The 12,250-nt window shown below is 38.5% G+C and carries 15 protein-coding genes; 11 read left to right on the forward strand and 4 right to left on the reverse strand.

Translation table 11 applies throughout. From position 1 onward, the window contains the following. Window positions 1-10: 10 nt before the first annotated feature. From R3O62_RS07455 to R3O62_RS07465, 3 genes are all read right to left on the reverse strand, one after another. Window positions 11-661 carry a DUF4136 domain-containing protein gene (locus R3O62_RS07455; RefSeq protein WP_317472397.1) on the reverse strand — a complete coding sequence of 217 codons (651 nt, stop codon included), beginning with the start codon at window positions 659-661 and terminating at the stop codon, window positions 11-13. A gap of 27 nt (window positions 662-688) precedes the next feature. Then, a complete protein-coding gene (locus tag R3O62_RS07460; RefSeq protein ID WP_317472396.1) occupies window positions 689-1,282 on the reverse strand; it encodes a DUF4251 domain-containing protein in 594 nt (197 codons plus the stop codon). Between the two features lie 121 nt (window positions 1,283-1,403). Then, window positions 1,404-2,255: an AraC family transcriptional regulator gene (locus R3O62_RS07465; protein ID WP_250710257.1), complete on the reverse strand. Its 852-nt coding sequence runs from the start codon at window positions 2,253-2,255 to the stop codon at window positions 1,404-1,406. 235 nt (window positions 2,256-2,490) lie between these two features. Between R3O62_RS07465 and R3O62_RS07470 the strand changes: the two genes are divergently transcribed. The 7 genes from R3O62_RS07470 (at window position 2,491) to R3O62_RS07500 (ending at window position 8,377) form a co-directional block, all read left to right on the forward strand. Then, window positions 2,491-3,681: a multidrug effflux MFS transporter gene (locus R3O62_RS07470; RefSeq protein ID WP_250710258.1), complete on the forward strand. Its 1,191-nt coding sequence runs from the start codon at window positions 2,491-2,493 to the stop codon at window positions 3,679-3,681. Between the two features lie 13 nt (window positions 3,682-3,694). After that, a complete protein-coding gene (locus tag R3O62_RS07475) occupies window positions 3,695-4,522 on the forward strand; it encodes an AraC family transcriptional regulator (RefSeq protein ID WP_317472394.1) in 828 nt (275 codons plus the stop codon). 28 nt (window positions 4,523-4,550) lie between these two features. Further along, on the forward strand, window positions 4,551-5,132 hold the full coding sequence (locus tag R3O62_RS07480) for a TetR/AcrR family transcriptional regulator (RefSeq protein ID WP_250710260.1): 582 nt from the start codon (window positions 4,551-4,553) through the stop codon (window positions 5,130-5,132). A 48-nt stretch (window positions 5,133-5,180) separates the two neighbouring features. Next, window positions 5,181-6,473 carry a sigma-54 dependent transcriptional regulator gene (locus tag R3O62_RS07485; RefSeq protein WP_317472393.1) on the forward strand — a complete coding sequence of 431 codons (1,293 nt, stop codon included), beginning with the start codon at window positions 5,181-5,183 and terminating at the stop codon, window positions 6,471-6,473. A gap of 193 nt (window positions 6,474-6,666) precedes the next feature. Beyond that, entirely contained in the window at window positions 6,667-7,299 is a 633-nt protein-coding gene (locus R3O62_RS07490; protein ID WP_317472391.1) for an RteC domain-containing protein, read from the forward strand. A 607-nt stretch (window positions 7,300-7,906) separates the two neighbouring features. Continuing rightward, window positions 7,907-8,071 carry a helix-turn-helix domain-containing protein gene (locus R3O62_RS07495; protein ID WP_317472390.1) on the forward strand — a complete coding sequence of 55 codons (165 nt, stop codon included), beginning with the start codon at window positions 7,907-7,909 and terminating at the stop codon, window positions 8,069-8,071. Window positions 8,072-8,074: 3 nt separating this feature from the next. Next, window positions 8,075-8,377 carry a helix-turn-helix domain-containing protein gene (locus tag R3O62_RS07500; RefSeq protein WP_317472389.1) on the forward strand — a complete coding sequence of 101 codons (303 nt, stop codon included), beginning with the start codon at window positions 8,075-8,077 and terminating at the stop codon, window positions 8,375-8,377. 63 nt (window positions 8,378-8,440) lie between these two features. Here the strand turns inward: R3O62_RS07500 and R3O62_RS07505 are convergent, their stop codons facing one another. After that, window positions 8,441-9,670: a site-specific integrase gene (locus R3O62_RS07505; RefSeq protein WP_317472388.1), complete on the reverse strand. Its 1,230-nt coding sequence runs from the start codon at window positions 9,668-9,670 to the stop codon at window positions 8,441-8,443. A gap of 411 nt (window positions 9,671-10,081) precedes the next feature. Between R3O62_RS07505 and R3O62_RS07510 the strand changes: the two genes are divergently transcribed. From R3O62_RS07510 to R3O62_RS07525, 4 genes are all read left to right on the forward strand, one after another. Then, on the forward strand, window positions 10,082-10,924 hold the full coding sequence (locus R3O62_RS07510; RefSeq protein ID WP_032539617.1) for a helix-turn-helix domain-containing protein: 843 nt from the start codon (window positions 10,082-10,084) through the stop codon (window positions 10,922-10,924). A gap of 196 nt (window positions 10,925-11,120) precedes the next feature. Continuing rightward, the gene (locus R3O62_RS07515; protein WP_032539616.1) at window positions 11,121-11,429 is read left to right on the forward strand and encodes a helix-turn-helix domain-containing protein; all 309 of its coding nucleotides are present in this window, start codon (window positions 11,121-11,123) and stop codon (window positions 11,427-11,429) included. Next, window positions 11,422-11,745, forward strand: coding sequence for a DUF3876 domain-containing protein (locus R3O62_RS07520; RefSeq protein WP_032539615.1), 324 nt, complete (start codon window positions 11,422-11,424; stop codon window positions 11,743-11,745). The genes R3O62_RS07515 and R3O62_RS07520 overlap by 8 nt, the downstream gene beginning before the upstream one ends. Before the next feature lie 15 nt (window positions 11,746-11,760). Then, window positions 11,761-12,054 (forward strand): helix-turn-helix domain-containing protein, encoded by a 294-nt coding sequence (locus tag R3O62_RS07525; RefSeq protein WP_317472387.1) that lies wholly within the window; start codon window positions 11,761-11,763, stop codon window positions 12,052-12,054. Window positions 12,055-12,250: the final 196 nt, after the last annotated feature.

A 12,250-nucleotide genomic window follows, 5' to 3' on the forward strand; every position in this document is an offset into this window, starting at 1 on the left:
TATTATCTCCTTAATTTGAATGGTTAGTAATATATTCCGATTGTTTAAAAGACTGTTCTATTCCACGTGCCGCCAATGTTATATTGAGGACATCGGAGTTATGTAACAGACCGGTCTGATAACTTTGCCATACAACAGGCAAGCGCTTGTCTGCGCCTTGCTCGGTCTTCAGATTCAACATATCCGTCAGCAGTGCACCTGTGCTGACACTGAAGCTGACCGGATACGGATAATACCAGTATCCCCAATTACCCCAATAAAAAGGACTCCAATAACCGGAAAATCCCCACCACCAATAAGGTGAAGCGGTGTATCCCACAAAATGGTAGGTACTGGCAATATATGTCATTTGTAATCCCAAGTCGGCGTTTTCCTTGCTTGCCGCACGACTGTAACCCCGTTCTTGCATGTTATGGTGACAGGCGTTTAGGATTGGTCCGGCTTGCAGACTGTCGAGATACTGCGGTTTCTCATCTTTTCCGATGAACAGAACACTGTCTGCCAGGTAATATGACTGAAACTGGCTGAAATCCGTTTCCGGATCATAATCAGTCATTACGTGATAGTCAGCATCCAGTTTATTCACTTCTTCATCTTTTTGGCAGGAGTATAGGGTTCCTGCCAGGAGCATGAATACTCCTATGTACAATTTAGCTGTCATACTTTTCTTGGTTAGTTTGTTTAATGATCAGAAAGTTGTTCCTTTAAATACGGAACTTTCCTTGAACGGAACCAGTTGCCCGTCCAATGTAACATTGAGAGAATTGAAATTAGGGATAATCGTTGCTGTGGCACGGTTGTCCGAAGGACTGAGTGTCACTGTAACTTGTGCCGATATACCATTTCCGGTGACATTCATGGAAAGGCGGGTGATACCTTTCTTGTCTGTTTCTATTTTCAATCCGGTCGGAGTGCCTTCCACTGTGATACCACCCACCCCGTTAGGACCACCGCCTGACTGGAACGGTGAGATTTGTACGGTCGCTTTTCCATCATGCAAGGCAATGAAGTTGGTGGTAGAATTTACATATCCATGTTTACCATGCTTTAGTGTCAGTTCGTCACTTTCCAGTACAAACTCTTTCCTCTGCAAAGCATTTTCAGCCTTTATATGGACAACTGAATCCATCAGGTGCCGTTCCTGTCTGGCTATTAAACGTGCATTCTCAACGGAATCTTTCCATTGTTGCAATTCACTTTTCTTTTTCTCCTGGGCATTGGCCTGTATCGCTCCTGTTATAAAAAGAAGGAGCAAGATTCTTTTAAAACATTTTGCTACCATATATTATCAAATATTTAATTGTTTACGGTAGCAAAAGTCATCATTTCGGACAATTAGTTCTTGTCTGTAAATGTCAAAGCCATTTGCCTTTAGAAGTCTATGACGATAGAATATTTCAGGGTCACTGATTCCTGAACTCTTTTGGAGTCATTCCCACATACTGGTGGAATACGCGGGAGAAGAATGAAGGGTTCGGGTAATTCAGTTTTTCCGATATTTCGGTAATACTGATGGTCGTTGAACGTAATAACAGCTTGGCTTCACGCATAATGAACTCAATTACCCAAAAATGAAAAGTCTGTCCGGTGGATTTCTTCAGTACACGCATCAGATACTTGTCCGATATATATAATTTATCGGCGTAAAATGAAACAGACCGTTCTTCCCTGTAATGCTGATGGAGTAGAAAAAAGAAATGATCTGTCAATTCGTCTTGTCGTGTATTCGATACCGACACATTTTTACCGGAATATAGCCTGCTGATTTCAAGAATAAAGGAAAACAGCAATCCTTTGGTAATGGCAATGTACTCATTGCTTTCCTGATAACGTTCAGTTATCAGGCCATAGTATTTCTTCACCAGTTGCCTCTCTTTATCTTTTAGCTGTAAGCAAGGGTTTTTTCCTACATATTCTGAAATATCCGCCTTTAGTAATAAAGGAAAATCCGAGAGGAATTCAAACTCGAACCAAAGATATTCAAGTAGCAAATCTTCTGTATGGGATATTTGTCTGACCAGATGGTTTGGATACAGATATATCAATGTCCCGGTATGTATCAAATGGTTCTTTCCGTCAATTTCAATCATGGCTCCACCTTGTAAGACTATAGCGAGAAAAATCTTATTTGAGGGAGTACGTTCCGCTTCCTTTTCCGGAAATAATACGGATAAATGTCCGGTGGAAGGACATATTCCAAACTTGTTTGTCATATCTTTATTAATTGGCATCGAGTATAATATAAGTAAGTTCATACAAATATAAAAGGATTTTACGGATTATTGTTTATCTGCTTGCAAATATCACGAAATGGACAATAACAAATTTGTCTCTCAGATTCAAAGCCGTTTGCAGGAGAAAGTCAGACTAAAATAGATTTCTCTAATCAATATTTGGTTACTATCCGGACAATCCAGACATGGAAATGGACAAAAGGATGTGACAGAATGTTATGAACTTTGCAGCAGAAAATAAAAGTATAAATAAGTTATGATGAAAGAAACCTTAAACTCAAAACTGTATATCCTGGTTGTTATCGGGATTGTTTCAGCTTTCGGTCCGTTTGTGACCGACTTTTACCTGCCTGCCCTTCCGGTGCTGGCCGGATATTTTGATACCACGGCATCGCTCGTACAGCTTAGCCTGACTTTTAGTATGGTTGGACTGGCCGTCGGGCAGTTGGTTATCGGGCCATTGAGTGACAAGTACGGACGTAAAAAACCATTAATGGCCTCCCTTGTCCTGTTTTGTATATCCACAATAGGTTGTTTATACGCTTCGGATATATATGTATTTATCTTCTTCCGATTGTTACAAGGATTGTCTGGAGCCGGTGGAGTGGTTATTTCCAAATCCATCGCCACGGATCTCTACGAAGGGAGAGAGCTTACCCGCTTTTTTTCCATGCTTAGCTCCGTGCAAGGCATTGCCCCGGTTTGTGCCCCCGTATTGGGGGGTGTTTTATTGGAAGTGACTGACTGGAAAGGTATTTTTTGGATATTGGTATTGATAGGCATATTATTGATTATGGCATTGGCCTTTTTTAAAGAGTCCTTGAATAACGAGCAGCAACAACATTGCGGTGTGTTTGCCACATTTCGGAACTATATACCTGTGTTTCAAAATGCCCAGTTTATGCGCTATGTATTGGTGCAAGCGTTCGCTATGGGAGTGATGTTTACATATATTGCTGCTTCTCCCTTTATTTTTCAGGAGCATTTTAACATGTCCCCGCTGGCGTACAGCCTGTGTTTCGGCACCAATGCGATAGCCATAATGCTGGGCAGTCTGATGGTTTCATTATTTCATGACGCAACCGGTGCATTACGTGTAGGTTCTATTGGATTCGGGATAATGAGTTTGTTTGTAGCCGCAGCTTTATTTTTCTCCACTTCCGTGTGGCCGGTGGAATTATCACTGTTTGTTTTTATGCTCTTCTTGGGAATAATATTGCCAAGTTCTACAACACTTGCTCTTGATTTGGAGAGAAAGAACTCTGGAAATGCATCTGCATTACTTGGATTTTTGATGTTCCTGTTCGGTGGAGTGCTTTCTCCATTAACCGGATTGGGAAATATGCTCTATACAACCGGCATTATCATCGTTGCTTGTTGTATCGGTACATGGTTTTGCAATCATATTGCAACCTCGCATATCACTTTAAAGGTAACCAAACAATAAAGGAGATTCACAAATGAAAAATAAAATGATTCCAGACTATCCCATTATGTATAAAATGAGTTTCACCAAAGGGCAGCCTATGAAATTCCAATTTGATGATTTCTTATTCTCATATGTCTATTCGGGAGAAGGAACAATGTGTGTGTCGGGGATTAATCACTCGCTGAGCAAAGGATTCGGCTGGATATTGGCACGTAACGAACATATTTCATTTCACACGGAGAGTTCCATGCAAGTAGTACATATCCGCATATCGGAAGAGGCTGTAACAGAATATCTGTTACGTGCCGCGTCTCCGGCTATGACAGATGCAGAAAAAGAAGTGGAAAATGAAGATATAAATGTAATGACAGTAGCCAATCATGTACTCCTTCAGGGTCTGATATCAGGCATTAAAGCCGGTGTTGATAATAATTTCCGGGCTAACCAACCATTGACTTATCTCAAGATACAGGAGTGCATAAATGTCCTGACCTATCTCCGTCCAGGATTACATAATTGGTTTTCTCGTATGAACAGCCTACAGAGAATTAATCTGAAAGATTTCATGGAGTGTCACTATCAGGATAACCTGCCATTGGAACAACTGGCGCAGGCTTCCGGACGTAGCTTATCTACATTCCGCAGAGACTTCTTAAAAGTGTTTGGTACGACACCCGGAAAATGGTTGTTGACAAAGCGACTGGAAGAAGCTTATGTACTCATTAAAGAAAAGAAAATCAAGCCGTCAGAATTTCTATTGGATTTAGGATTTGAAAGTTTCTCACATTTCTCCCGTAGTTTTAAGGCGTATTTTGGCATACAACCCTCCATTCTGTTAAAAGAAAGTATAGTAAAATAGAAATGAAATTTAAATAAAATATAAGTATATGAATAAGGAGTATATATTTGATGCTGCGGTGTCATTATTCCGCCATCAAGGAATCAGAGCAACCCGTATGGATGATGTCGCAGAGTTTTTACACATGTCCAAACGTACATTATACGAACAATTTCCAAGTAAAGAGGAATTTATTGTTGCATGTATAGAATATGAAATGAAAAAGGAACTGGAAACAGTGGATAGATTGGAGTATAAAATGAATTCTCCATTAAAATTTATGTCCAAACTGTATTTACACTCCATTCGCTATTTAAGTTCTTTTCATCCATCTTTCTTCAAAGATTTAAAGAGATTCCCTTCATGCAATAAAAAGTTAGATCATTATATTTCAATACTTAGAATTAAATTCAATGAGATATTATTGGAATGTATTCATTTGGGATTATGTGTAAAGGATTGCGATACGTTTCTATTCTCTGCATTTTTGAGTATTCGGTTGGAAAATATTAAAAATGGTGTTATTTACCCTCAAAAAGAAAAGACTCCTGGTCTTTCTAATTTCGTTATTAAATCCATGCTTATGGGATATATGACAGATAAAGGGAAAGAGCATATTATTTCTATATAAATAATGGATTTTATAAGTAAAACCATATATTAAATAGAAAAGACAGAGATGGGAGTCGTATTAGTGGTTGAAGATAACCGAGCATATGCTTATACTGTTGTGAGTTGGTTAAAGAATAATAATATAGGTGCTTATTATGTATTATCAATGGATGCAGCAAAATCTTTTTTATGCAAGAATGAAGTACATATGGTATTCTCAAATTCTAAAATTGAAAAAAGCCACGGCATACAACTGTTGGAATGGATGAAAATAGAAGGGTATTATATTCCATTCTTTATTATGGCAGAGCATATTGATATACAAGAGATAGTGGATGCTATAAAGAAAGGAGCCGAAAATTATTTTCAAAAGCCAATTCAAACAGAAAAAGTACTTAGTATTATCAATGATGTGTTAGGACGCAAAAAAAGAAATACTAAAATGAAGCAGGAATTTTATATGGGGCAAAGTCCTTTATTTTTAAAACTACAATATCATATTCGATTAGTAGCTCCAGTAGATATGACCGTATTAATACGAGGAGCATCTGGTACTGGAAAAGAATGGGTAGCCTCACATATTCATGCACTCAGCAAACGTTCGGATGCACCGTTCATTGCTGTAGATTGTGGAACATTACCGAAAGAACTTGCCGCATCAGAACTATTTGGATATGTAAAGGGAGCTTTTACAGGTGCAATAGAAAACAAAGGGGGCATGTTTGCCCGAGCTAGTCATGGGACATTGTTCTTAGATGAAATTGGTAACCTAAACATGGATGTACAGATGCTATTGCTACGTGCATTGCAGGAAAAGCATTATCGTCCTATAGGCAGCCAAAAAGAAATAGAAGCTGATATACGGTTGATAGCAGCAACGAATGAGAACTTAGAAAAAGCAATAATAGAAGGAAAATTTCGAGAAGATCTATTTCATAGGTTAAATGAGTTTCCTGTACAAGTACCTCTTTTAGCTGAATGTTTGAATGATATTGTACCATTGGCTGAATTTATGTTGGATATAGCTAACCAAGAATTAGATAAGAGTGTGAAAGGATTTGATCTGGAAGCACAAAAAAAGTTCAAAGCATATTCATGGCCAGGGAATATACGAGAATTGAGAGCAATAGTTAAACGAGCTGTTTTGCTTGCAAAAGATGACTGGATAACGGCAGAAGATATAGGACTTCTTTCAAACGAGCGACTAAAAGAATATACACTGAAAAATGAACGAACAGAACGGAATAATATTGTGAAAGCATTAGAGGCAACAAATAATAACCGCACAGCAACAGCAAGGCTATTGGGAATAAGTCGGAGTACACTTTATCTTAAATTGAAGAAATATAGACTAATGTAGGAATTGTCCGATTTTCGGACGAATTATATACATTCCACAATTTTATATTGCACAAATACTTTTTTTATTGTTATTATACCTTTGATTATAAGCATTTAAATATAATATGTTTAATGGTATAATACTTGCACTTAATATGAGTATGATGATTTAGCGCGGAGATGATGATTTGTAAAACCTAAAATGTGATGTGATGAAAACATTAACAAGTGCACTCCTTTTCAACCTATTTTCCTCCTACTTGGAAGGTATGGTACAAGCGGTGGAAAAATTGCCTGCCGCTTATGATAATTTTGTAACTCTGCTTGGAGAACTTCCACAAAATGAGAACCAAATATTGAAGTTACGTCGCTTGAATTATACCAAAATAGAATTGGTTTCTATGCAAATTGCATCGGAGCAAATGTTTGGGAAAAGGAATGTTTTGTACGATGTGTTTATCGGTAAAGCATTATCTCTTCTCGATGCAGAGATAGAAATGGTTAAAGAGTTATTCAGATATGGGAATATTATCCCCGAATTGAAATCTGAAATAATAAAAGATGCAGAAAATAAATCTGTTGTCATGTTGACTTGGAACGGTACAGACAGTGATTTGGTTGAACTGGTGGCTGCGTTGATGGCTGCCGGTGCAATAAGTTCGAGAAATGGTGACAAACGGACTGTGATAAGTGTAATTCGGGCTTTTGAGGACATGTTTCATCTAAAAATAAATGCACTATATACCAAACGGGGAAAAGTATTTGACCGTTGTACAGACACTACTCCATTTATTGATTCCTTGCGTCTAAGTTATAACCGGATGCTAGAGAAACGGTTAATTTAAAAGTCATATGCCAACGGACGCCAAAGCCCGACTCGGATTTCCTTTTTATTGTGGGTTGTCAGATGATGTATTTTCTTTACAGGTATTAAGTTATGCAAAGAGAATCAAATTATGGGATTATTGAAAGATGGGGCAGACCGTTGGTTGCATCACCGGACAGTCCGGGTAACTTCCCCGTTTCAACAGACAATAAGAATTAGCGTATGTCTGCTATGGCAACGGATGAGAATACACTTTTCTTCCCGGGCTGTATAAAAGGGATGAAAGCACGCACCATCTACTTGTGGTATCTAGTAAACAGTTTCTTCAGCTTCAGTAAAAAAAGTGGAAGCATGGAGGGGGCAAGCTTTTCTTCATGCCATTTACTTTACCGTTGCGACAATGCACGACAAAATCCGACTTTGATTCCACACATTTGCTTTTACTGGAGAGTATGCCTTATTTTGCCGGAGAAAACATTAAAATGTATAAACTAAAAACATCATGTATGGAACTGACTATTATTGAAACGAGTGCGTATCTGGAAATGAGGAAACAGTTCAGCCTACTGGCAGTACAGTTGGAAGACTTCCGTAAAAAGGTTGCCCCACCTGCACCGGATAAATGATTGGATGTGCAAGAGGTATGTCTGGCTTTGAAAATATCGAAGAGATGCCTGCAAAAATACAGGGATAACGGCCTTATCCCTTATTCAAACATAGGCGGGAAATTCTTCTATCGGGAAACGGATATTCAGGAGATATTGAGTGAAGGACTTATAAAAAGGAAATAGGCTATGGCGGACATTATCACAAAGGATTCGGAAGAGTTCAAGGATTTGACCGGATGGATAAGGAGAGCGGGTAAGGCGGCTGAGGAAGCCATGGCAAGGATACGTCCCACAATTGCGTATGAGCATTACCTGACAGGAGATGACGTGTGCGAGAGGCTGCACATCTCACGGCGGACGCTACAAACCTTGCGTGACGAGAACATGGTGTCCTATACTACCATCGGTGGAAAGATTCTTTATCCCGAAAGTGGACTGTATGAGGTGTTAAAAAAGAACTATCGGGATTTCCGAAGGTTCAGGAAATAAAGAAAAGACAAAAGGAATGTCCCTCCGGCCTACCGGCTGAAGGGGCATTCCTTTTGGTCGGTATTAGACGGCCAGTTTGTAAACATGGCCTATCTTCTCGCAAAGCTTGTCGGTATCTTCGCTCACTTTCGGATTGATAAGCTCGGCATATACCTGTGTGGAAAGGATGGAGTTGTGACCTAACACCTTTTGCAGGGTTTCCAACGGCATCCCTTTGAGAATGGCCAGAACTGCGAATGTATGACGTCCGATATGCGGGGTGACTTCGGTATGGCAATCGCACTTCTTGCCGATGATTCTGAGGCTGAGGAGCATCGTGTTGTATTCACCTACGGGGAAAACATAATCGGGGGAATCCTTCTTCTCGTCCACACCCCTGTATTTCTCAATAAGCTCAACGGCTATGGGTAATAACTTCACGACATAGGCCACTCCGGTTTTTATACGGTTGCCCATCAGCCATGTGCCTCCGTCGGAATCGGTATGGATGTTGTTGTAAGTAATGGCTTTGAGGTCGGCATATGCAAGACCGGTGAAACACATGAAGAGAAACATGTCCCGCATGGCACGCTGGCGTTTGTATCTCAGATCCACGTGGATGATTCTCTGCAATTCCTCTTCAGTAAGAAAAGACCTTTTCTTGTATTCCGGCTTGCATTCGAAGGATGTGAAAGGATGAACTCTTAACCAACCTTTTTCCTGTGCGATGTACATCAGCCATTTCAGGGTATTGACACGGTTGAAAGCAGTGGCATTCGCATTACCTGCCGTGCCGAGCATCCATGTGTAATAATCCTCAATGAACGACTTTTCAAGCTCGTCAATAGCTATATCCTCGATGTTCTTTTTGGTTTTCATGAAAAGCAAAAGGCTTTTGTAGTCGGCAATCAATCCACGGTAAGTACTTTCCGCCTTTCCTTTACCTATCTTTTCTTTATACGATTCAAGCTGTTCTCTGAAGAGCACCATAAGAGTATGGCATTCCTCTGGGAAACCTGCATAGCGGTTATATACTTTCTTGGCCGTAACAAAACTGTCATGGTCGCAGATGTACTGATAGTGCTTTGTTATCTGCGCCTTGATGTTGTCAAGTTCTTGATTCAGCATGCGTGCCTCCTCAGATTTGCCTTTCGCACGGTTGGCTTTTACGTCCCATAAGGAAAGGGACACTGTTCTTTTACTGCTGAAACCCGCTTGGGTTCCATTGACTGTGATACGTCCCATTACCGGGGCCTTACCATTTTTTACTGACTGGTTCTTGGTGTAGAACAATACTTTGAATGTGCTTTGCATAACTCAACTCTTTTTAGTTACAAATTTACTTTCTGTTGAGTTATCTGATACTATGCAAAAATAAGCAATAGACTGAAATATAATATATTACATTTCTTTTTATAGCATATTTGGCGAAGTTACGATTTGGTAACCTAACTCCTTTCCAAACCTGCTTTTTTTTGCTTTCCTTTTGCCTCCCTGCTAAAAATATGTTTTATAACTGTTTGATTTTTAACATGATTGCGTTATCTTTGTACATCTTTTAAAAATACTTAGTTTCTTGCTGAATAACGTTGTTTTGATAGTTCTAAAAAGTTCATAAGTAATCTAATTTTGATTTATGGCAAAGTTATACCTATTTTGTTCTAAATATAGGTATATATTTTCGCCATATTGGTATAATTCCGCTTTATGTGTTATATTTGAGGTATGAAAAAAGAAAATCTTCATCAACCATTTGAGATCAGCTTTAACGAGCATAGTGAATCGTTATTAACTGAGCATGAGCATACTTTTTTTGAACTAGTCTACATCTTAACAGGAACAGGTATTCAATGGATTAACAATAGTATGTTCCCATATCATGATGGACACTTGTTCTTGATAACTCCAAATGATTCTCATTCCTTTGAGATTCACACAACTACAAAATTCATTAACATCAAGTTTAATGACATCTATATACATTCAGCCATATTTGGTTCAGAGAATATCCAGAGATTAGAATTTATTTTGCAACATGCAAATCATCAACCGGGCTGCATTCTTAGAAATAAGGTGGATAAGTTATTAGTGAAACCAATGATTGAAGCAATTATTCGGGAGTATGTAAATAGGAATCTTTATAGTAAAGAGATTATCACGCAGTTGATAAATACTATAATTATTGTTGTGGCAAGAAATATAGCTATGTTTTTACCTCAACAAGTCGATGAATGTTCAGATGATAAGTCTCTCGATATTCTTCAATATATCCAAGCAAATATCTATCAAACAGGTAAAATTAGAGCAAAAGAAATCAGTCAGCATTTTGGTATATCTGAAAGTTACTTGGGACGTTATATAAAAAAACACACCAACGAAACAATGCAGCAATACATATTAAGCTATAAACTAAAATTGGTCGAAAGCAGATTGTTACATAGTCAAATGAGAATAAATGAGATTGCCGAAGAACTAGGATTTACCGATGAAAGCCATTTGAGTAAATTCTTTAGAAAAAACAAAGGCTGTAGTCCTTCAAGTTTCAGAAAAAGTAATAAGACAATATGATGCGTATCTATTCTTAATCTAATATATTTCAACGATAACATATATACTATTTATCTGTTTTCTTATTTCAATAAGAAGCCAGCAATAGTCAAATCTCACCACTTCCAGACAGTTTTTAAAACGTTTCTTGATTCTTCTTTCATTTGCCGATGAAAATAGAATCAACACGTTTTATAAACCATTTAAAAGAGAAAGTATGGAAGTAGTAACCATTGAAAAGAGAACCTTTTCGTATGTCTGCGAACGGTTCACTGAGTTTGCCAAACGAATAGAAAGTTTGTGCAGCACTCATACCCAGAAAGTAGAAAACTGGCTGGATAGTCAGGAAGTGTGTCTGTTGTTAGGCTTTAGCAAGCGAACACTGCAATATTACCGAAGTAGTGGACGGCTGGCTTATTCTCAAATCGGCAGCAAGATTTATTATAAGTCTTCCGATATTGAAAGAATTATTGCGGACAGTGAAATACAGAATCAATCATCCAAACAAACCATGCCTTATGAATAGAACTAAAGAAGATTACCCGTCCTTCAACCTGTTTTCTATTGTCGGCACATGGGAAAGCGTTAATCTGAATCCTACGGTTATCATCTACCGGAATGATAAAGAGTATGTTCTCTCTATTATATATGTATCGGAAACCACAAAACAGGCTTCACCCGCTACTTATGAGATACAGCGAGATGGTAGCCAGTATTTTATTGCCACTGCATCCAAACGGCTCTATGTAGATTATGATCCGGCAAAAGATGTACTTAACATTTCATCTTTGGGTGACTATCTGCGTAACCAGCCAGCTATCTTGAAATCAATATTTCAATAAAACAATCTTTCAATCATGGAACTAATAAATAAAGATACCCCGCAAGTTAAAGAGTTTATTTCCTCGCTTGATTCGATGCTGAACAGTATTGAATCTATAGTCAAGCATTACAAGCCCTACCTGAATGGGGAACGCTTTCTTTCTAATAATGAAGTTTCCAAGAAACTGAATGTCAGTTTGCGAACCCTGCAAGAGTGGAGAGATACAGGTCTAATCCCCTTTATCCTGATAAAAGGTAAAATCATCTACCGTCAGAGTGATATTGATAAACTGCTCCAAAAGCACTATTTTGAAAGTTGGAAAGAGTAACCTGCCAAGCCCAAAAACATTGTTTTTCGGAATTTAATTTGAATCATTGACTTTTCCAGTGAAGTATTTAGTCTGTGCAAGTCTTTAGATGAAAATACGCTCGAACATAGTGAGAGGAAGATTTTCATCTAAACCGAAGGCTCGGACTTGAACAGGCTAAATACGGAACTTACCTTTGTCAATGCTTCATATTGAG

This window comes from Bacteroides hominis (assembly GCF_033042785.2).
Classification (GTDB): Bacteria; Bacteroidota; Bacteroidia; order Bacteroidales; family Bacteroidaceae; genus Bacteroides; species Bacteroides hominis.